Annotated in this window: 19 protein-coding genes; 13 read left to right on the forward strand and 6 right to left on the reverse strand. The window is 43.8% G+C overall.

What is annotated here, in order from left to right:
* Positions 1 to 2 precede the first annotated feature (2 nt).
* The 8 genes from brxF to rplL all read left to right on the forward strand — a co-directional run bounded on the left by brxF (position 3) and on the right by rplL (position 4,140).
* Positions 3 to 467, forward strand: a complete 465-nt coding sequence (brxF, locus tag EO126_RS01285; RefSeq protein ID WP_006555617.1) for a BREX-3 system P-loop-containing protein BrxF — start codon at positions 3 to 5, stop codon at positions 465 to 467.
* Between the two features lie 274 nt (positions 468 to 741).
* Positions 742 to 891: a 50S ribosomal protein L33 gene (gene rpmG / locus EO126_RS01290; RefSeq protein ID WP_006555618.1), complete on the forward strand. Its 150-nt coding sequence runs from the start codon at positions 742 to 744 to the stop codon at positions 889 to 891.
* 43 nt (positions 892 to 934) lie between these two features.
* Complete coding sequence (gene secE / locus EO126_RS01295; RefSeq protein WP_040770771.1) at positions 935 to 1,162, forward strand: preprotein translocase subunit SecE; 228 nt, start codon at positions 935 to 937, stop codon at positions 1,160 to 1,162.
* An 11-nt stretch (positions 1,163 to 1,173) separates the two neighbouring features.
* Complete coding sequence (gene nusG / locus EO126_RS01300; RefSeq protein WP_006555620.1) at positions 1,174 to 1,710, forward strand: transcription termination/antitermination protein NusG; 537 nt, start codon at positions 1,174 to 1,176, stop codon at positions 1,708 to 1,710.
* A 105-nt stretch (positions 1,711 to 1,815) separates the two neighbouring features.
* Positions 1,816 to 2,241 carry a 50S ribosomal protein L11 gene (gene rplK / locus EO126_RS01305; RefSeq protein ID WP_006555621.1) on the forward strand — a complete coding sequence of 142 codons (426 nt, stop codon included), beginning with the start codon at positions 1,816 to 1,818 and terminating at the stop codon, positions 2,239 to 2,241.
* 79 nt (positions 2,242 to 2,320) lie between these two features.
* On the forward strand, positions 2,321 to 3,031 hold the full coding sequence (rplA, locus tag EO126_RS01310) for a 50S ribosomal protein L1 (RefSeq protein WP_006555622.1): 711 nt from the start codon (positions 2,321 to 2,323) through the stop codon (positions 3,029 to 3,031).
* A 181-nt stretch (positions 3,032 to 3,212) separates the two neighbouring features.
* On the forward strand, positions 3,213 to 3,716 hold the full coding sequence (gene rplJ, locus EO126_RS01315; protein ID WP_006555623.1) for a 50S ribosomal protein L10: 504 nt from the start codon (positions 3,213 to 3,215) through the stop codon (positions 3,714 to 3,716).
* Positions 3,717 to 3,768: 52 nt separating this feature from the next.
* The gene (rplL, locus tag EO126_RS01320; RefSeq protein ID WP_006555624.1) at positions 3,769 to 4,140 is read left to right on the forward strand and encodes a 50S ribosomal protein L7/L12; all 372 of its coding nucleotides are present in this window, start codon (positions 3,769 to 3,771) and stop codon (positions 4,138 to 4,140) included.
* 108 nt (positions 4,141 to 4,248) lie between these two features.
* Here rplL and EO126_RS01325 read toward each other — a convergent pair whose 3' ends face one another.
* The 6 genes from EO126_RS01325 to EO126_RS01350 form a co-directional block, all read right to left on the reverse strand.
* Positions 4,249 to 5,154: a tyrosine-type recombinase/integrase gene (locus EO126_RS01325; RefSeq protein WP_127007095.1), complete on the reverse strand. Its 906-nt coding sequence runs from the start codon at positions 5,152 to 5,154 to the stop codon at positions 4,249 to 4,251.
* An 11-nt stretch (positions 5,155 to 5,165) separates the two neighbouring features.
* A complete protein-coding gene (locus tag EO126_RS11140; protein ID WP_127007097.1) occupies positions 5,166 to 5,315 on the reverse strand; it encodes an Arm DNA-binding domain-containing protein in 150 nt (49 codons plus the stop codon).
* Between the two features lie 15 nt (positions 5,316 to 5,330).
* Complete coding sequence (locus EO126_RS01335; protein WP_006555626.1) at positions 5,331 to 5,801, reverse strand: hypothetical protein; 471 nt, start codon at positions 5,799 to 5,801, stop codon at positions 5,331 to 5,333.
* A gap of 14 nt (positions 5,802 to 5,815) precedes the next feature.
* Positions 5,816 to 6,667, reverse strand: coding sequence for a relaxase/mobilization nuclease domain-containing protein (locus tag EO126_RS01340; RefSeq protein WP_127007099.1), 852 nt, complete (start codon positions 6,665 to 6,667; stop codon positions 5,816 to 5,818).
* The gene (locus EO126_RS01345; protein ID WP_127007100.1) at positions 6,582 to 7,127 is read right to left on the reverse strand and encodes a plasmid mobilization protein; all 546 of its coding nucleotides are present in this window, start codon (positions 7,125 to 7,127) and stop codon (positions 6,582 to 6,584) included. Before EO126_RS01345 ends, EO126_RS01340 begins: the two co-directional genes overlap by 86 nt.
* A gap of 533 nt (positions 7,128 to 7,660) precedes the next feature.
* Positions 7,661 to 8,242 carry a hypothetical protein gene (locus tag EO126_RS01350; protein WP_127007102.1) on the reverse strand — a complete coding sequence of 194 codons (582 nt, stop codon included), beginning with the start codon at positions 8,240 to 8,242 and terminating at the stop codon, positions 7,661 to 7,663.
* Positions 8,243 to 8,657: 415 nt separating this feature from the next.
* Here EO126_RS01350 and EO126_RS01360 point away from each other — a divergent pair, with 415 nt between their 5' ends.
* From EO126_RS01360 to EO126_RS01380, 5 genes are all read left to right on the forward strand, one after another.
* A complete protein-coding gene (locus EO126_RS01360) occupies positions 8,658 to 9,308 on the forward strand; it encodes a helix-turn-helix domain-containing protein (protein WP_127007104.1) in 651 nt (216 codons plus the stop codon).
* 508 nt (positions 9,309 to 9,816) lie between these two features.
* Positions 9,817 to 11,496, forward strand: a complete 1,680-nt coding sequence (locus EO126_RS01365) for a ShlB/FhaC/HecB family hemolysin secretion/activation protein (protein ID WP_127007106.1) — start codon at positions 9,817 to 9,819, stop codon at positions 11,494 to 11,496.
* A gap of 30 nt (positions 11,497 to 11,526) precedes the next feature.
* Positions 11,527 to 18,384 (forward strand): two-partner secretion domain-containing protein, encoded by a 6,858-nt coding sequence (locus EO126_RS01370; RefSeq protein ID WP_127007108.1) that lies wholly within the window; start codon positions 11,527 to 11,529, stop codon positions 18,382 to 18,384.
* Positions 18,344 to 19,384: a hypothetical protein gene (locus tag EO126_RS01375; protein WP_006555633.1), complete on the forward strand. Its 1,041-nt coding sequence runs from the start codon at positions 18,344 to 18,346 to the stop codon at positions 19,382 to 19,384. Before EO126_RS01370 ends, EO126_RS01375 begins: the two co-directional genes overlap by 41 nt.
* 400 nt (positions 19,385 to 19,784) lie before the next feature.
* A complete protein-coding gene (locus EO126_RS01380) occupies positions 19,785 to 20,351 on the forward strand; it encodes a hypothetical protein (RefSeq protein WP_127007110.1) in 567 nt (188 codons plus the stop codon).
* Positions 20,352 to 20,768: the final 417 nt, after the last annotated feature.

The following is a 20,768-nucleotide window of genomic DNA, read 5'->3' on the forward strand; positions in this document are numbered from 1 at the left end:
ACATGGTAACAGCACAGGACATCAAAGAACGATGGGAGTCTCTGCAAGCGGATGAAGAACGGATTTTATTTATTGTCGGCGGTCCCGGCTCCGGCAAAAGTAAGCTCATTCGCGAATTGGCAGAACAAGATGGTTGGAAGTACATTGAAGCTAAAGAGCTGATTGACGATGAATTTTTGGAAATAGCTCGCGACTTACGTCCTGATATGGCCAAGGACGTTATGTGCAAAGCTCTTAAAGCGTGCGGTTCCGATGTAATTTTACTGGATAATGTTAATGTATTGTTTGCCCCAATCTTAAATTTAAAGCCTATTGAATTATTAAAAACAGTCAGCGCTATGTATCCGATTGTAGTAGGCTGGCGTGGTCGTTTTGATGGTGACAATTTGTTCTTGGAACACAATAACAATCCTAATTATTTCTCCTTTAAAGTAGAAAAACCGGATCGTATAGTATCTATTGACTAATATAGTATAGTAGCGTACGATATAACTGTAAGCAAAGCAAAGAGTCTTTGCCGGGGTTAAGCCCTTCGGCAAAGGCTCTTTATATTGCTGTGAATCTTGTGAAAAAAATAGATTTAAAGTATAGACAGATATGCTAAAGTTTGTTATAATAAATCGTCAGGTAGTCGCCTGGCTTTTTTAAGTTGCCTAAAACTTGACATGCTTGCCCTGCTGTGGTAGGCTATATAAGCATATTTGTTTAAGGCAAGTTTATTTTGAAGTGAGGTGTATCCGGATGCGTAATGCAGTGACTATGGCATGTACTGAATGCAAACAACGTAACTATCAGACGAACAAGAATAAGAAAAACAATCCTGATCGTATTGAAATGATGAAATACTGCAAATTCTGCGGTAAACATACGTTACATCGCGAAACGAAATAATTCGTTTCATCCAATTAACCCGATGATTTAAGGATGTGAAATGATGGCAGGATCCAATTCTACAGCACCGCAGCAGCGTCGTGGCGGCGTAGGTCGTATGGCGCGCGAAATGAAAGCGGAACTCAAAAAAGTAGTCTGGCCGACAAGAAAAGAGCTCATCAATTACACGATTGTGGTATTTGTTACTGTAGTATTTGTGGCCGCCTTAATCGGCGTCGTAGATGCTATTTTTAGCGAATTATTCCAGTTGTTGATGCGTGTTGTCGGATAGGAGGCCTTTCCGTGGAAGCAGAAAAGAAATGGTATGTTATACATACTTACTCAGGCTACGAAAATAAAGTAAAAACTAATCTTGAACGGAAGGTTCAGTCCATGGGCATGGAAGATACGATTGGTCGTATTTTGGTGCCTGTTGAGGATGAAATCGACGAGAAAGATGGCGTTAAAAAAGTTGTAAAACGCAAAATCTTCCCCGGCTACGTAATCGTAGAAATGGAAGTAAATGATCGTTCCTGGTATGTAGTTCGTAACACGCCGGGTGTAACAGGCTTTGTAGGCTCTGCTACTAAACCGGTACCGTTATCTGATTCCGAGGTTGAATATATCCTCAAATCACAGGGGCTGGATCAAGCGCCGAAGCATACGATTGATGTCGTAGTAGGCGAAACAGTGCGCATTACTTCCGGTGCCTTTGAAGATAGATTAGGTACAATTACTGAAATCAATCACGAAAAACAAACATTGAAACTTGATGTGGAAATGTTTAATCGTGAAACGTCGGTAGAGGTAGATTTTTCTCAAGTTGAGAAAGATCTTTAATATATACAATATAACTCTAAACTTTTTAGGCGGCTTGGTGGTCGCCAGTGGGAGGAAGTAATTTCCGTTACCACCACATTTTGAGCGCAAGGAGGTGTAATCACCATGGCTAAAAAAGTTACAAAAATTGTAAAACTTCAGTGTGAAGCAGGAAAGGCAAGTCCAGCGCCACCTATCGGTCCGGCTCTTGGTCAGGCAGGTGTTAACATTATGGCGTTCGTTAAAGAATTCAACGAACGTACAGCACAGCAGGCTGGCTTAACTATTCCGGTTGTTATTACTGTATTTGAAGATAGAAGCTTCACTTTCGTTACAAAAACTCCACCGGCAGCTGTTCTTTTATTAAAAGCAGCTGGTATCCCTAAAGGATCCGGTGTCCCTAACCGTGACAAAGTAGCAAAAGTTAGTCGCGATAAAGTTCGTGAAATCGCTGAACTTAAAATGCCTGACTTGAATGCAAATACTGTAGAACAAGGCATGCGTATGGTAGAAGGTACTGCACGCAGCATGGGCATTGTAATCGTTGATTAATTAGCGTACGACGTGTGCCAATGAGGGCACATATCGGTGGGAGGGAATTCCCGTTAAACCACATAAGGAGGATTTTAGAATGGCAAAAGTAGGTAAGAAATACGCTGAAGCAGCTAAACTTATCGAAGCCGGCAAATTCTACGAACCAGTAGAAGCTGTTGAGCTCGTTAAGAAAACTGCTACTGCTAAATTCGACGAAACTGTTGAAATCTCTTTCAACTTGAATGTCGATCCTAAATACGCTGATCAACAAGTTCGTGGTGCAGTAGTTTTACCTCATGGTACTGGTAAAACTAAACGCGTCCTCGTATTTGCGAAAGGCGAAAAAATTAAAGAAGCGGAAGATGCCGGTGCAGATTTCGTAGGTTCTGAAGAATTAGTAGCAAAAATTCAGGGCGGCTGGAGCGACTTCGACGTTGCTGTAGCAACTCCTGACATGATGGGCCAAGTTGGTCGTTTAGGTAAAATTTTGGGTCCTAAAGGCTTGATGCCAAACCCTAAAGTTGGTACTGTAACGATGGACGTTGCTCGTGCTGTTAATGAAATCAAAGCCGGTAAAATTGAGTATCGTACTGATAAAGCAGGTATCATCTCCTGTGCAATCGGTAAGGCTTCTTTCGATGATGCGAAATTGCTTGACAATTACCGCACAATCGTTGATACTATTATTAAGGCTAAACCGGCTGCAGCTAAAGGTCAGTACATTAAATCTGTAACCTTGAGCTCCACAATGGGACCTGGTGTTCCTCTTAACGTATTCAAATTGACTACGGTTACGAAGGAACAATAATTAGATATGTTCTCTTAGCTGTAGACCGCAGGTATGTATAATGGATGTAAATCCGCCCGCTGAGGCTGACACCGATTTCTTATTTTAGAACGGTTCCGACCTCATCGTTTTGGCGGTGAGGTCGTTTTTTACGCTAAGATAGTACATAGAGCATCACCAAAATCTATAAGGAGGTATTCTAATGGCTGTCACTACACAGAAACAGGCAATCGTTGCACAGATGAAAGAAAATCTTTCTGAAGCAAAGGGGGCCGTACTTGTTGGTTACCATGGCTTGACAGTAGCTCAGGTAACTGATTTACGCCGTAAATTCTTGGCTGAAGATGTAGAGTACAAAGTAATCAAAAATACATTGACTCGCATTGCAGTTAATGAATTAGGTATTGAAGGTTTCGCGGAGCATTTGGAAGGTCCAACAGCGTTGGCAATTTCCAAAACTGATGCAGTTGCTCCGGCACGTATCATTGAAAACTTCATTAAAGACACTAAAACTGAAGCAATTGACGTTAAAGTAGGTCTTGTTGAAGGTAAATTAATCAATGCTGACGAAGTTAAAGCTCTTGCTAAATTGCCTAACCGTGAAGGTATGCTTTCCATGCTCCTTTCCGTACTTCAGGCTCCAATCCGCAACGTGGCTTACGCTGTAAAAGCGGTTTCCGAAGCAAAAGACGAAACTGTAGCATAATCGGTAATTTAAACATATTACTACCAAATATAATTAGTGGAGGAACTAAATCATGGCACTTAACATTGAAAACATCGTTGCTGAATTAGAACAAGCAACAATCCTTGAATTAAATGATCTTGTAAAAGCTATCGAAGACAAATTTGGCGTAACTGCAGCTGCTCCTGTAGCTGTTGCTGCTGCTGGCGGTGCTGCCGGTGCAGGCGAAGAAAAATCTGAATTCGACGTAATCTTGAAAGACGCTGGCGCTGGTAAAATCAACGTAATCAAAGTTGTTCGCGAAGTAACCGGTCTTGGCTTGAAAGAAGCTAAAGCTGTTGTTGACGGCGCTCCTGCTCCTGTAAAAGAAGGAATTGCTAAAGCTGACGCTGAAGCTCTTAAAGCTAAATTGGAAGAAGCTGGCGCAACTGTTGAACTTAAATAATTTCATTCTTGAAATTACAAGTCCCACAAACCGCATGTTAATGCGGCTTGTGGGACTTTTTTGATTTCTGGAAAAGGCCTGTTTGATACTACTTTGATACTAAAACTTCTAAAAATTGAAATTAAGGGTATCTAATTTTTCGGAAACTTCGGTTTGTTTATGGGGATATAGGTGAGAGTAGATCTGCAAGGTCGTTGTGATTTTTTCATGTCCTAACCGATCGGCGATGACCAAAGGTGAAAATCCCATCTCGATGAGCAGTGATGCATGAGAATGACGCAGGTCATGCAGTCGGATGACTTTAATTCCGGTCTTTTTTGCCGTCGATTTTAATTTCCGGGAGAGACTACTCTTATTGAGGTTGAAAACAATGCGCTGTTCTGGCGAATAGAGGCGGTTTATGTGAGCTTGAAGGATATGACATAGGAAGAGTGGAATACTAATGGTGCGGTAGCTTTTAGCCGTTTTTGGAGTCTGGATTATTTTGGCACCTGTGACTTGAACGTAATTTTTGCTGATTCGAAGCGTGTGATTTTGGAAATCACAGTCTGCCGGCGTCAGGGCCAATAATTCTCCTAAGCGTAACCCCGTAAAGAAAAGCGTTATAAAAGCGACACGGAAGCTAATATTCTTTTCATCGGTAAGGCCTTTCAGGAACGTCTTGAATTCGTCTAGGGTCCAGAAGGATAGGTGCGGTGATTGACTGCTGCCGATGGTTCCTGCTTTGTGTACCGGGTTTTCCGGTAAGTTGTAGTATTTTACAGCATAATTGAAGAGCGCTGATAACTTTGTGTTGATAGAGCGTTGATAGGTAGGGGCCAAATTGCTGTGCTGCATCAGTTCTGTTTGCCACTTTCGGATCATAAGCGGTGTAATCTGGTTGATGGGCATATTTGAAAAAGCAGGCAGAAGCCAGCGCTTGATAATATTTTGGCTGGTATACTGCGTCGTTGGCTTTAGACGGCCTTGGTTGTCACTAAGATAGTGCTGGCAGAGATTGTCGAACGTGATCAAACTGCCCTGAGTCAGCTCGTTGAAAAAATCTCTTTCGTATTTTTTGCTTCCTGGGATCGGTTGAAACCGCGTTTTAGTTTTTGGTGATGCTGGCCGCGCCAGTCCCGGTAATAAAATTTAGCATAGTATTTTTTTGTCTTTTCATCTCGATAGACAGGCATTGTTCTTCCTTTCTGCTATTGCCCGGTATCTTCTCGGCTTCTTACGTAGAGTTGATGATTGTCAGCATCATACCAAAAAGAGGTATCTCCACGTAAGAGATTATTTATCATGTAGACTCCGTCAAGAGCGTTGCGGGCGGTTTTGTTGACGGAGTAGGTGAATCCGATATTTAGGAACAGAAGCGCTATGAGAAAAGAGAGTAGCATTTTAAGCACCCATTGTCGTTCATCGACATTGCTCTTAATGCGTATTTCTGAATTGAAAATGTCGTCTGAGAGATCTTTTCGTTCGCTTTTTATCGTTTCAATTGTTTGAGAGCAGCTTCTGTCAGTGTCTCTTTGAAACACTTTAATCTCTTTCATTAATTCGGTGATATGCGCTTCTAGTGCCGCGTTTTGTGTTTCTAGTGCATTGAACCGGTCGAGAAGTTCTTTTTGTATTGTCACTTGGCTTGGTGTAAGCCCGTTTTTGTTTATTAATGCCATGGATGAAACCTCCTTTATAGACTCCAACCGCGATATATTTCCTTTTCGATACGTCGAAGCTTACTTTTCTTTTTCGGATGTTCTTCAGTGTTGGTATGACTGTGGATACGATAAGAATATTCTTGTTCAGACTCAAAAGCCTTAAGTAGGCTTGGTTTATCGTAGTTGAGTCCAAATTTCTGACCTCTAACCTTCTTTCCGTTGGGATGGATATAGGTCATACCTCGGCCATGGTCACGTGTGATGATGACGCTCCATTCGTTTTCCAATATAGTTTTAAAATCGTCGTAATTTTTCGCTTCTTGCTGAACGGCGCTGATGACGTCTCTCAACTCTTGTTTCCAGACGTCTTGTCCTCGGGCGGATGCCCAATATTCACCATTTGTAATGCCTTCACTACGTTGTGGAATTGGCTGCAGACCTCGATTTTGGCAAATCTCATCGACGTATTCTTTCATCTGTCTCAGGTCATTCCGGGACGTATGGAGTTTTTGTCCCGTGTCTTGATTGACGGCATTAACCACGATATGGTCGTGGAGGTGATCTGTATCGGTGTGAGTAATAACGGCGAACTGGAATCCCTTTCTTCCGAAAAACTCTCTGGCTGCTTCGATGCCTAGGGTATTAACCTCAGATGGAGAAAGCGTTTTTGTTTCCTCTGGACTGAAAGACAAAATGAAATGATAATATCGTCGCCCTTGCGTCTTACCATAGAGCTGCTGCACTTGATTGAATTGCTTTCCAAAATTATCAGCCCTGACATTGAATCCGTAGATGACGCTATCTTGGATTTTCTTGTCCTGTAATAAATAGTCCTCGATGGCTTGAGGATTGCGACGACTTGGTAGAGCTTTTAGGATTGCCATGCATTATCCCCTCTTTTTGAATTTTCATTTTTTTTAATTCTAGCTTTTTCAGTTGAATAGAAGCGTCGAGTTTTTTCTGCATTTCCTTAGTTTTATTTTCTTCTCTGCAAAGATTTAAAAAATCGCGATGATACCTTCGGAGTTCACGTAGATATGCCCTTCTTGCGGTCAGAATTTCGTCGCAGCATGTATCGAGTTTTTGCATTAGCAGATGTAATTCTTTTTCCTGTTCGGCAAAGTGTTTGCCACGGTGGAGCAGATGGGCTATTTGATTTAGATTGATGCCAATGCGATGAAGTTCTTTCATGAGTTTTTTGTCTTCATCGTCACGTTCTTTTTCTTCGGCCAGCGTGTGGCGAAGAATGTATGATGTTAAGGTCTGCTGTTCTTCTTTCGCATGAAGAAGCAGCTGCTGTTTTTGCTCATTTGTGACGCGAAAATAAATGCGGCAATCTTTCATTTTCAGATCCTTTCCGAGGGATTCCCAAGGGGGCAGAGTCCCTTTGGGCAAGATGGCCTATTGCTCGCTGTGCGAACAATAGGCGTATCTTGCCACCCACCTCAAAACACAGATTGACGGTCTGAGAATCTAACCACTAGTTGCTGGATGTGTCGAGGATATCTCAGAATTTGTCGCAACAAAATTTCGATAAGGATGCCGTCATGCCTCGCCATAAGATGGTGAATCTTACCAATAGACTTGCAAGGTGGGTGTAACTCTATCAGATAAGTCATAAAGGCTTGTAGTGGTTCATTATGGCCTCATAAAGATATCCCATTGGCTTATCCTTCTTTTTACTATCCTTGATGTATCGCTGTAATTCTCTTTTAGTGATGGATTCTTTTTGTACGGCATTGACCAGTTTAAAGATACCAGGACTGGCGAAGCCGGCCTCTTTTAGATCTTCTAGAGTGCAGAGGGAATCATCCTCCCTTTTGTTATGTTGTGTTAATTGGTTTGTATTGAATTGTGTTATGTTATGTTATGTTATGTTATGTTGTATTGTCATGTAAATTCATGTCGTCTGTCACGGTATCTGCCATGTTATCCGCCACGACAGCTTCGTGTAATTCCATGGAATTTCCTGTACTCTCCACGAAATTTCCTGTAATCTCCATGGGCTTTTCTGTAATCTGATTATTTTCAAGGGATAACATATCCATGTTTGACTTCTTCATAACATATTGACTCACCGACATAATTCGTTTTATCGTTTTTCCGTTCTTGGTAATTCCGACCATAATTTGAATATCAGGGAATTTTTCGGCTAAAAGTGGCAAGTAATAGCTGTCTCTTTTGCTGCGGGCATCCATATTTCGGTTATGTTTGCGATAGTCGGGAAGATAACCAATTGCCGGTTTTTCTAAAAATAGAACATATTTTTTTTTTTCCAGTTCATTTAAGTCGGAAAATTGTGTGTGACTGACCTGCATTGGAAGATATGCATCGACGATACCGTCATCATCAGCATACATTAACAAGTAAAAATAGAGCAGTTTTGCTGTCGGTGGCAAGGTTAAAAAACGGCCGCTATTTACAGTTAAAATATCTATCATTGTTTGAGATTTACCCATGATTAACTCCTATCGTATAATGTACTTTTTGGCGAAAATTTGCTATAATAAAAATGGTAATTTTTGAGAGCTCCGGACCTGTGGTGCAACACGGGGCGGAGCTTTTTTAAATGGAAATTTTTTCTTCAAAATAACGACGATTGACGCGGCCGCGAAGAACCAGTTTCCCTTTTTTGGTCAACTCGGCATTCATCTGTCAAATGATGCTGTACGCACGGGATGGTTTGATTTGCAGGATTTTTGCAACATCAGCAGCGGTAAGCATGATTTTTTCGTTGTTTTCCATAATAGGATCTCCTTTCGTACGAAATGATACACTACCAATTTACATATTTTAAATAAAAATATTTTAAATAAAAATATTTTTATTAATACTATTATAACTGATAAACCAAAATATACAAGGGGAACGACTATGCTTTTTACTATATTTGGGGAAAATTTAAAAAATCTAAGAAATAGCTATCAATTAAGTCAGGTAAAACTAAGCCGATGCTTGTTTTTGAAAAGTCATAATGGCGTGGCTCGTTGGGAAACGGGGCGTAGCGGCCCAACTGTTGAAAAACTGACTGAAATAGCGGACTTTTTTGCGGTTTCTACTGATTGGCTGTTAGGAAGATCATCCGTTATGTATACGGACGATATGGTTAGCCTAGCTGAGGAAAAAGTGCTTGATTTTTTGTATCAAGTTCCTAAGAATAATAATGCCGAGATTTTTTATGAGGGGTATCTTGGATATTTTTTGAAACAATTAATAGAAACTCTGCCACATTTACCCTATGGAGATAGTGTGAAAAGGAAAAAAGAATATAATTTAGAAGTAAGAGCTAATCTAGTGGTTTTATTTCAGATTTTATTTGTTAGCTATATAAATGAAGTTAAATTTGCAATCCATCAGTTAAATCAGAATCTTAATGTAGATGAAGACCGTAAGGTATTAAAAGGATTAATTGTGCCATTTACAACTAACCAAATAGATACATATGGTGATACTATGGAAAAGTTTTTAGCGTTATTTACCCAGAAAGAAAAACATGCTCTTTATCATGTCATCCAGAAAAAGTGAGTCCTGTTTAAATATATAGAAAATTACCATAATTACCATAATTACCATAGCAAAGGGGCTTCCCTTGGGATGACGATTACCGACGGGGCGTCAGCCTCAATGGGAATCCCGATGCAAGGTGATTCGCCAGTACAACTTATTCTGCGATGGTGGACGAAATTATCAAGGTGGCAGGAAAGCGTCGCAGATTCAAGATTAATCATGACAGGGAATAGGCACTGAATCAGTTTATCTTAAGGGGTTATCAAATCATGATGACCTCTTTCTTTTATGACTTAACGAATGTCGCATAATCATAAACTTTCATCTGTCGCTGTATAATCTTAAAGAGGTTTCGGTTTGATAAATATATGGTGAAACACAAGCTATAATGCGGATATTTAATGATTAAAGAACATTACTTTATGCATTCTATGCTGTTATATTACAATTTATTGAATTTATGTATTGTGTGTTGTAAAATACAAACATAGTATTCATCGTATATTTAACCGAGGTGAATGGTTCAATGAAATTTTCTTTTTCGTCATACGGTCTGGCTTTGGTGCTGGCTGTACTCCCTTTTTCAGCGTTGGCGGCTAATTCAGTCCTGCAGCAGGAACAATTAGAACAGGCACGGCAGAACGCGGCATTGCGAGAGTCACGTTTACAGTCTCGTCCGGTAGTTTCGTTTCCAGAAACAGAAATGGGAATCGATACGTCTGCCGGTTTGCCGTCGGGGCCGTCTTTTTTTATTCGCCATGTGGTACTTGAAACAGAAGGCTCGACATTTTCTTTTCTCTCTTCCTATATTCACGATTGTGAAAATAAGAAGATGAATTTAAAAGATATAAATCAAGTTGTTCACAAGATGAATGCGGAACTGCTTAGAAGAGGCTATGTGACCAGCCAGGTCATCATTCCGGAGCAGAATATTGCCGGCGGTACACTGCGGCTTCATGTCCAGGTAGGACGGATCCATCACGTGCGTTACAGTGAAGGCAGTGCTCATTTGCCATGGCGAACCTCTTTTCCCATCTGGAAAAGTGATATTTTGAACGTACATCTGCTGGAACAGGGCATCGAGCAGATGAAACGTCTGAGCTCGCAAGATGTCCATATGGAGCTGGTACCGGCAGATGTCCCGGGAGAAAGCGATATTGTTCTGACAATTCAGCGCACTTCCCCGGTCCACGGCATCCTTTCTATCGATGATTCCGGCCTTAGTGAGACTGGGCGTTGGCAGCTCAATGCCGTCCTTGGTATCGACAATCCTTTTTATGCGAATGATTATCTTCAAGTAGATCTCAACGGTGATGGCATGGCCGACGGGTATAAACGCGGTACACGGGGAGAGCAGTTCTATTATCGGATTCCTTACGGCAAGGAAATATTCTCTATTTCTTACAGCCATTATAAATATCATCAGACTGTTTCCAATACACCGTATGATTTCATCAGCAGTGGGAAGAGTGACATCAGTATGCTTTCTTGGGAACACCTTATAAGTCGGAACCAGCACCGGAAAACGAACTTCGATGTCAGCCTTCGTAAGCGAAATTCCCATTACTACATCAACGACTTGGAAATTCCGATTCAAACCCTGCATACGACCGCTTTGGAAATAGGGTTATCACAGCAGCTTTACCATGGTGAGGATATGTGGTACGGACGCCTCTCTCATCGCATGGGCTTAGGTTGGTTCGGTGCGATGCCGGAAAATACCTATGAAGATGGGCCTAAGACACGCTATCATATGTGGCTTTTGGATATGGACTATCGTCATGCTTTTACGATGGGACACCGGCCGGCAGCCTATACTTCGTCTCTTCACGGTCAATGGACAACGAAAGGAGACCGGCTTTACGGGATCGATATGCTCAGTATCGGCAATCGCTATACCGTACGGGGCTTTGATGGAGAAATGACATTGATGGCTGAAAGCGGATGGTATTGGCGTAATGAGTTTTCCACTCGAATTGAGCCTCTACACAGTGATCTATATTTAGGCGTCGATACAGGGGCCGTTTATGGGCCGGCTACCGAAGACTTGTTAGGGCATACGATTGTGGGTGCTGTCCTTGGGATGAGAGGGGATTTCTCGTCTGGCATTTCTTATGATGCCTTTATCGGCTGCCCCTTGTATAAACCCGATGGATATCGTACAGACCGCGTCACGACCGGTATTACACTGAGCTGGCGCTTTTAAAAAATATTTGCAAGTAATGGAAGAAACGAGATGACAGAAATGAAATATACAATCTTGACTCGACAAATTACAGCCTGGTTGCTCATGGGACTTTTCATTACTGAACCGGCGGCCATCTTTGCAGCAGATGCACCGATTTTGCCGGATCTCAAAGCGCCTGCGGCCCATCAACCGCTGGTACAGCAGACGTCAAATGGTATTCCTTTAGTCCAGATTACGGCTCCGACGGCCTCTGGCGTATCACGCAATTTGTATACGGATTTCAACGTCCCGGAAAAGGGGGCGGTCCTGAACAATGCCCATAAGGTGACGAATACCCAGCTTGCCGGATATGTCCAAGCGAACCCCAATTTAGGACGTGGCACTGCTAAACTTATTGTCAATGAAGTGACCGGAACGAATAAAACGGCCATGAAGGGCTTTCTGGAAGTAGCGGGCGACCGGGCCGGCGTCATTGTTGCCAATCCGAACGGTATCGCTGTCCATGGCGGCGGGTTCCTCAATACATCGCGGGCTATGCTCACGACGGGACGGCCGCGGTATGCAGAAAGTGGGGACGTCGCTTCGCTTCAGGTAGCGGATGGTACCATCCAAATAGATGGTAAAGGGCTCGACGCCTCAGAAACGAATCAGGTCGATATGCTGGCACGGGCAGTAGAGTTTAATGCAGGCGTCTGGGCAAAAGAGGCGCATATCGTAACGGGGCGTAATGAAGTTACTTATGGCTCCTTAGCGGCAACACCAGCGTCCGCGGATGAAGAAGGCATGCGTACGGCTCCGAAAGTGGCACTGGATGTGGCAGCACTCGGCGGCATGTATGCCAACCGTATTTATCTTGTGGGTACTGAAAAAGGCCTGGGTGTCAATGTAGCAGGTACGATATCAGCATCTCAGTCCTTATCTCTTGAAAATAACGGGGACCTTCATATTGCTAAGACGGGGACTGCTTATAGTGATGCTGCTTTAAACATGCATACGACCGGCACCGTGACGAATGAACAGACGCTGGCCAGCGGCAGAGAGGCTGTTATCCAGTCGGACAGCGGGATTGTCAACACAGGTGTCATCGGGGCTGGTGTCAGTCGGGACGGTAAGGTCCAGCAAACGGGGACGCTCACGGTTAAGACAACTACCCTGAAGAATGATAAAGCTCAAGTAGTCAGCGGCGGCCGTTTGGACGTACAGGCAAATACGATTTCTAATCGTGAAGGGGAACTCTCGGCTCAGGGGGATGCTGCTATTCAGGCTGCGCAGATACTTGATATGGAAAAAGGGAAGATTTCTTCAAAAGGGGATTTGACGATTCACTCAGATGTACTGCCGCTGAATGGTGTCATTGCCAGCGGTGGGGATGCGACGATTACCACGCATCAATCTCTGAGCAATGACCATAGTGCAGAAAACATGGGGACGGTTATGGCTGATGGAAACCTTACCCTGCATACCGATGGAACCTTGATGAACAGCCGCAGGATAGAAAGCGGTAAGACCCTGATCGTTGAAGTCGGACAGGGAATCAAGAATACTGCGACCGGAGACATGAACGGACAAGATGTTGTCCAACAAACGACGACCCTTGATAATACGGGGCTGATTAATGGGACGCATCACGTTGCCGTGACGTCAGAAAGTATCATCAATCACGAAAACGGGCGCATGTATGGGGATGACGTGGTCATTCAGACAAATCGGTTGGAAAACTACCGTCAGGCTGAGCTGGAAGAACAGCTGGCCGCAGCGATGAAGACCCTGGCTGAAAAAGAAAAGGCCCTTGAAGCTGCCTATGCGGCAGATGTCACGAAATATACCAGCAGTGCCCAAGAAGCACAGTATAAGACGGCTATTGCCAGTGCCGATAAAGATTATGAGGCTCAACTCGCTGTTGTGAAGTCTGTCCGGGCCGAACTGGAGGCACATAAAGCCGGGACGATTGCAGCCCGGAATTCGCTGACCGTACAGGCAAAATCTATCGAGAATCGCCATAATGCGATGTTGTACAGTGGCGGAGATATGCAGTTAACGGTTTCTGACACGCTGACCAATCAGGGGGCCTCTATTGAAAGCATGGGGAACCTGACGATTCAGGCCGGGCAGATTCGCAATGAAAACGACGTTTTCTCTGCGAAACGCGTCAGCAGCGAATGGGTGGATAATCCAGAGAAAATCCGTATCGATCAGGCAGGCCATCCCGAACAGGGAGAAGCCTTTGACCGCAGTGAGTTCTCGAACCTTTCCAGCGGTTATGGGGCTTATCATCACCCGAAGGCTATGCCTACGTATGCGTCGGCCTATGATACGGTAGAAGCCCCGGAACCCGGAGAAACAGTAGATCCGGATCATCCAGTCGGCAGTCTGATTGCGAATTATGAATGGAATGACCCGATTTTTCAGACCTTTGGCTTGGTACCCATGGCGACAAGTCGGCCAGAAACGGCTGGTGACGCACAGAATGCTTGGGACAGCCAGTTCCAAACGCTCTTGAATCAGCTGGATGAAAAGATTACAGCGTACAATGCACAAGCTGAAAGGCATAATGCGGCCTTAGGCCTGACAGATACCCAAAAGATTAACAATTATACGATTATCCGCAGCCATTCCCAGACTTCGCATGAAGAAGTACAGTCTACCAATGCTGGCGTTATCCGCAGCGGGCAGGCTATGAAGCTGGACGGGGCTGTTTATAATACGAACAGCCAGATTACGGCAGGGACGACCCTTGCAGCGTCCGGTACCGTCGTCAATATATCCAAGGAAAATCAGGAACGGACCGTAACGTTTGGGACGCCCCAGGGCAGCTATACCTATAAACGACACTGGCCCCATAAATCGAGACGCCGCGGGTATAACTCGGAAGTTTTCATGACACCCCAGGAAGACTTAAGTAATACCTCGTCTTTGGCAGTAGGTGCCTATGCGGATCACGGAACCGTACCGACTCGACAGGATATTACCGAGACGGAACGAAATGAGGCCTCTTCGTATTTAGATCCGTTCTCCCTCGATACCAAACACCCTGTATCGACACCGGCTTCCTGGCAGATAACGGCGGCTAATTTAATCAGTTCCCTTTATATGCTCCACCCGGAAACGACGGCGAAATACCTTGTCGAAACAGATCCGGCCTTTACGAATAAACGGAATTTCCTGTCTTCAGACTATATGTATCAGCAGATGCAGTGGGATCCGGATAAAGCACCGAAACGGCTGGGGGACGGATTCTATGAACAGTATCTTATCCGCAGTCAGATCCTTGACCAGACAGGACGCCGTTATCTTGGTGATTATACAGACGATATGACGCAGTATAAAGCACTGATGGACGCTGGCATTACCTATGCCAACGCCATGGGCCTGGTTCCCGGTGTGTCCTTATCGGCGGCTCAGGCAGCTGCGCTTACGAGCGATATGGTCTGGCTGGAATCGAAGACGGTTACCGTAGACGGCCAAAAAGAAACCGTCATTTATCCGCATGTCTATCTGCGGGCCGGAAGCAGACAACAACTTTTGGCTGACGGCAGCCTCATCAGCGCTAATACGCTGATTGTGGATACAAAGGATGCCGTCACAAACAGTGGGCTCCTTACCGGCAATAACATCCGAATCCAAGCTGGCAATGTAGACAATGCCGGCCATGTTCAGGGACAGGATATAGCCATTGCCAGTGAAAATAATATCCATCAAACGGGCTTGATTACGGCTGCCGACCGACTCCGGATGCAGGCAAAAGGGGATATTACGCTTGAAAATACGGTCGACCATTTGGCCAATCAGGATGTCCTTAACCGTACGGCAGGCATTGCTGTTACGGGAAGCCAGGGTGTGGCCGTCATCAGTGCCGGCCGTGATTTGAATCTGGCCGGGGCTTCCTTGCAGGCTTTAGGTGAAAAAAGGGCTGTGATCTTGCAGGCCGGGAAGGATGTCAATTTGACGTCACAGACACTGAATGCTCGTAAGGATATGACCCTCAACAAGGATAACTATCTGCGGACACAGCGGCAGACTGAAGTCGGGACATCGATGGATGCTAAAGGCGGCGTTGCGGTCCAGGCTGGTCAGAATATAAACGCGCGGGCAGCCTATATCAACAGCGATAACGGTACGGTTGCTATGGCAGCCGGTCGGGATATTAACTTCACGACCGGCCGTGAAACTGCCGTAGACGACTATGGCCTGAAGCATAAAGAGTCGGGGTTACTGTCGAGTTCTACGACGACCGTCCGCACCCATGACGATCATCAACGGGTCCTTGGCACGACGGTTACGGGACAGGCGGTACAGATAGGGGCTGTACAGGATGTGAATATGACAGCGGCTACTGTTGCCGGACAGGATGATGTAACCGTTGCGGTAGGACGGAATGTGACGACGACGTCGGATATGCAGTATGACAAGGCTACGGCCTACACGAAGGTCAAATCTTCGGGCGTATTGGGGGCCGGCCTTGGAATCATGGTTGGTACACAGAAGATGCAGGATAATTACGAAGGCGAGTCCAAGACGCAGATCGGGACGACCCTCGGCTCCTCTGAAGGTAGCGTAACGATTGCGGCCGGTGATACGGCGCATTTGACGACCACGGATATTATTGGCAAGACCGGTGTAGATATGGCGGCGCAGGACATTATTCTCGAGGGCAAGCAGAATGAAGCCTATGAACATCAGACCCATGAAGAATCCATGTCGGGCCTTACGATCGGACTGAGTAGTCCTGTGATTACGGCAGCGGAAGGCGTGCGCAGCACCATCCGCACGGCCCAGACGCGGGATAATAAGACCTTGCAGGCTTTGGAAGCCTATGAAGGCGGCAAGACGCTGAACGATCAGATCCAAACCATGAAACAAGGCGGAATCGGTTCTGTCGGGATTCATGTAGGTATCGGCTCCAGCTCATTTAAGCAGGAATACCAGAAGGATACGGTCACCTATGCCGGCGGGACGCTGGCAAGTGAAGGGACGATCACGCTGACTGCCGGCAGTGAAGATGCAGCGAAAGGAAATATTAAAGCCATTGGCGAAACCATACAGGGGCAGAATGTTACTCTGGCAGCGTCTCATGATATTGACTTGGGAGCCGCGACCAATACGCAGACCATAGCAGAAAATTACAATAGCAAAGGATCTTCCCTTGGGATGACGATTACCGGCGGGGCCATCAGTGGTGTCGACGCCAGCTTCTCGAAGGAAAAAGACGAAGGGACGACGGCAACGACGACCCATGCCGGGACGACGGTGACGGCATCGGATACGCTGACCATGCAGTCCGGGAACGATATGAATATTACGGGCTCCCAGGTCGGTGGGAATACGGTAAAAGCAGACATAGGTGGAAATCTGCATATCACCAGCTTGCAGGATACGGAAACGTATCGAGGAAATAGTTCTTCCCTGGGTGGCAGTATATCCAGATCGCTGTCGTCCGGCAGTAAGAAGGAATGGCTGCCAGACTCTTTACGTAAGTATGATTCCACCCCATATGTCCCGGGAATGACAAGCAGCTCGGCTTTCTGGGGAAAAGGCCGTATGGACAGCGACTATGCCAGCGTAACGAAGCAGGCCGGTATCTATGCCGGTGAAGGTGGTTTTACAGTCCATGTTGGAGATAATACGCATCTTACGGGAGCGCTCCTGGACAGTACTGCGGCGGCAGATAAAAATAGCCTGACGACGGGGACGCTGACGATGGAAGATATCGGCAATAAGGCAGCCTATGATGTGAAGGATATCGGTGTTTCTTATCATCACTATGACTCAGAAAGTGAGCGCAACAGGCTTTTCAATCAGAGTGGCCTTACGCCGTCTATTTCGACAGGTGCTCAGGATGAATCGTCATCTGTCACTCAGTCTGCTATTGCACCTGGGACGATCATTACGACGAAAGCACAAACGGATTTGTCTCAGATTAACCGAAATACGGCGGATTCCCTTCATAAACTGGATCAGATTTTCGATAAGAAAGATATCAAGGAACGGCAGGAACTGGCGCAGCTATTCTCTAAAAATGCTAATGAACTACTCCATTACTACGACCGTGACGGTAAATTTGATAAAGTCTTAGCTCATGGCCTCGTAGCAGAAATCTCGTCTCAGATTGCCGGAAATGGAGCAGGCAGTGGCCTTTCTGCTGGATTTGCGAATGAACTGCTCATTAATAAGATAAAAGAATGGTCCGGAGGCGATCCGGCAAAAGCACAATGGATTAGTGCAGCGCTGGGGGCTACGGTTAATGAAGTTACCGGAAAAGATACAGAAACAGGCAGTGCTACGGCACAGTATGGGACGAAATGGAATTTATTTGGTGATGGACATCCTGGACAGAAAATTACAGATGTTGCAATTGGGATTGAACATGGAATTATGGGACATACATCATTGGTTATGAAATTTGAAGATGGAACATATGAGCAAGCTAATTTTGGTAGATATGGAGGAGATGGAGAACGAATAAGTTTTGGAAGATATCCTGCCCCTAATGGATCTGGAACATATACATTTGATTATCACTATTCTCCAGGCAAAGATGGGCAAACCTTATATTGGGTGAATTTAAATGCCAATGATATAGCATATTATTATAATCAAACAATCCTAAACAATGGCTACTATAGTTATAATCCGCCAAATGGAATAATTATTGGAGAAGATGTCAACGGGAATAAAATTTATTCAGGTGATTCTTATCGAAATGGAGAAGACTCTGATTATCAGTTACTTGCGAATAATTGTACGACAACTACGATGCTAGCTCTTTATGGACCTAGTGGGAAAGATAATTGGCTATTGAATGATTTGAGTGATGAAATATCTCCTTATATAGTTAATTGGAAATTGCAGCAATGGGGGTTTGCAAGTGGTTTGGTTTCAGCAATTTACGATCCAGAGGAAAATTAAATTTAAAGTAATGGTTTTTATCTTTATACTGGCAGGCCTTTTTACTGGGGGGCTTTTATTCAGCCGTGGCAAGGAAGGAGTAGAGTGGGGACCGCTTACTGTTCTTGAGATTAATTCAGGTGATTCTTGTACTTTTGTTTATCCTCAGGAAAGGTATTATCATGTCACGTTGGATAGAAACAAGCTTGTATTTCCGGAAATAATCAATCATCAGGCTTGTGATTGTAAAATTGATGATGATAAAATTCTTGTTGCTTATATCAATACGAAATCTCCCAGTGAATTAATTTTTAAAGTGATTACCGAAGGTAATAGCCAGCGGCGGATTATATTGGAAACATTAAGCAATCAACGAATAGAAGAAGGTGCTTATCCTAAAATTTATATTACTGAGAAATCCTATTATGTTTTGTCTGGGCGTTTTCTGTATAAACTAAGTAAAGCGAATTTGAAAATAGAAAAAATACAATTGGAAAGTTATGAAACTCCATTGATTACGAGGGATGGGAGGTTATTTTTTAGACAGGGTGATTTCCTTGTTTTGGATGACGATTATGGTGATAAAAAGATGTTACCGTTATCCTCTAAGGAAAGAGTTCGTGGATGGGGAATTGAAGGAGAATCGGTTATTATCGAGAGGAAAGATATGGCGAAAATGGTATCGTTAAAAGATGAAACGCAAACCAAACTTAGAACTCCTAGCTATGGGAGATTGAACGTTGTTGGAAATATGGGCCATATTGCTATTATTCTATTTTCTCACACAAGTGGTGAAGTTCCCCTATTCGATCCGGCGTTGGCAGCTTATTCGATAATTGACCATGTCGACTATTGGTATTATTCTCCGTATTTATATGATGCTGTGCAACATAAATTTTATGATATACCTGACGAAGTCAAACAATTATTTCCTAGCCATGATGCCTCACTAACGGGGTATTGCGCTCCTCTGAATCTAAAGTTAATTGAAGCAGAATTTCATCAATACATGGATAATTGAGGGAACAATAGGGTATATACCGTACATACCGTAAGATGGTATCTGTTCTGGATAAGGAATCTGCGATGAAGAAAAAGAAATTAGGCAGATTTTAACGCAAGACTCTTATTTCTCAAAAAATGATTTTAAGTTTAGCGTACGCGTTCTTGTTTCCTCAGATGGAACCTATCAACAGACGAATACATTTGAAGCAGGAGGAGACATTTATACTATTGCCGGTATCGATCAATATAATCGGATTTATGGTGTTGATGCAAACGGAAATACGGCGTATTTAGACAAACAATATAATATAGGAGGCAATCGAACCGCTACTTCTGCCGGAAAGCGTGATGAATTTGGACACCTTATTGGTATTGCCAATGATACGGGAGAAACGGTTAAACTAAATGATTGGGTATTGCCGGGTGGTATCCATGCATGGTATGACAGAACTAATCGGAAAACGGGAGAAGTTATTGTCACAGACGGTATTGGTGAATACACGACGGCGCAAATAAAAAATCCGGGTATTTCTTCTGGAGTGACAGAAGGAGCGATGATGCCGCCGAACAATACGCCCGACCCGTCCGACTTGGCCGATTTACTGTTACAGAGCCAGCAGCACAATAATAATAAGCCTGATTATTCGAATGATACGTCGTTTCTATATGCAAAGAATGTAAGCAAAGCCCTGTTAGAACAGGCATTGAATCGTATAGGCGGAAAATATGGTGCATCTCATTTAGGGACGGCAGCCATTACTGGCAGTGGTGTTGTGACTGATTATATGCAAGGTAAAAGTGCTGAAGAGATTGTTTTGAACTCAATATTCTCTGCGGGTGTAGGGAAATTTGGTCAATATAATAGTGAACGAACCAAGACCAATCCTGATATTATGTCCGCTTTATTTGCAGCAGGGGCTGATACCATGATAGACAAAAATGATGCAGAAGAAGAGAAAAAGCGAGTAGACTTTAATAAGTGAGGTAATATATGATTTCTATTCATAATGTTAAAGAAATACTTATAATCAGCGGGCTTTCAGCTTTCTTTTTATATGCTTTAAAAACAGAGTTGCAGAAAAACTTTGATAAAAAATGTTGCGTGTTTATCAATATAGTATTCTCTTTTTTTTAGGAATATTTATAACTTTGATTTCATGGTTCGGATGTGTGTATTCATTTTACTATGCCGCAAAATATGCCCCCTGGTTGTTGATATCAACTTGCATGGGATATTCGCTTGTGATTTATAGTGATGGTATTTTGGCAAAATACCAAAATGATGAAAGAAAATATAAAAAGATAATGAATATGACAAAGAATTCGGCAAAATATCTAATCATTGCTTTATTTGCCCTTATTTTGAAGGAGTGGTTTATTTAGAAAATGTTTCTCTTCTG

The organism is Veillonella seminalis, from assembly GCF_003992065.1.
Lineage (GTDB): Bacteria > Bacillota > Negativicutes > Veillonellales > Veillonellaceae > Veillonella_A > Veillonella_A seminalis.

Excerpts from the sequence above, each read along its gene's own strand:
- brxF (WP_006555617.1), top strand. The coding sequence starts at position 3 with ATGGTAACAGCACAGGACATCAAAGAACGATGGGAGTCTCTGCAAGCG.
- rpmG (WP_006555618.1), top strand. The coding sequence starts at position 742 with ATGCGTAATGCAGTGACTATGGCATGTACTGAATGCAAACAACGTAAC.
- secE (WP_040770771.1), top strand. The coding sequence starts at position 935 with ATGGCAGGATCCAATTCTACAGCACCGCAGCAGCGTCGTGGCGGCGTA.
- rplK (WP_006555621.1), top strand. The coding sequence starts at position 1,816 with ATGGCTAAAAAAGTTACAAAAATTGTAAAACTTCAGTGTGAAGCAGGA.
- rplA (WP_006555622.1), top strand. The coding sequence starts at position 2,321 with ATGGCAAAAGTAGGTAAGAAATACGCTGAAGCAGCTAAACTTATCGAA.
- rplJ (WP_006555623.1), top strand. The coding sequence starts at position 3,213 with ATGGCTGTCACTACACAGAAACAGGCAATCGTTGCACAGATGAAAGAA.
- rplL (WP_006555624.1), top strand. The coding sequence starts at position 3,769 with ATGGCACTTAACATTGAAAACATCGTTGCTGAATTAGAACAAGCAACA.
- EO126_RS11140 (WP_127007097.1), bottom strand. The coding sequence starts at position 5,315 with ATGCCTGTCTATCGAGATGAAAAGACAAAAAAATACTATGCTAAATTT.
- EO126_RS01335 (WP_006555626.1), bottom strand. The coding sequence starts at position 5,801 with ATGGCATTAATAAACAAAAACGGGCTTACACCAAGCCAAGTGACAATA.
- EO126_RS01340 (WP_127007099.1), bottom strand. The coding sequence starts at position 6,667 with ATGGCAATCCTAAAAGCTCTACCAAGTCGTCGCAATCCTCAAGCCATC.
- EO126_RS01345 (WP_127007100.1), bottom strand. The coding sequence starts at position 7,127 with ATGAAAGATTGCCGCATTTATTTTCGCGTCACAAATGAGCAAAAACAG.
- EO126_RS01350 (WP_127007102.1), bottom strand. The coding sequence starts at position 8,242 with ATGGGTAAATCTCAAACAATGATAGATATTTTAACTGTAAATAGCGGC.
- EO126_RS01360 (WP_127007104.1), top strand. The coding sequence starts at position 8,658 with ATGCTTTTTACTATATTTGGGGAAAATTTAAAAAATCTAAGAAATAGC.
- EO126_RS01365 (WP_127007106.1), top strand. The coding sequence starts at position 9,817 with ATGAAATTTTCTTTTTCGTCATACGGTCTGGCTTTGGTGCTGGCTGTA.
- EO126_RS01370 (WP_127007108.1), top strand. The coding sequence starts at position 11,527 with ATGACAGAAATGAAATATACAATCTTGACTCGACAAATTACAGCCTGG.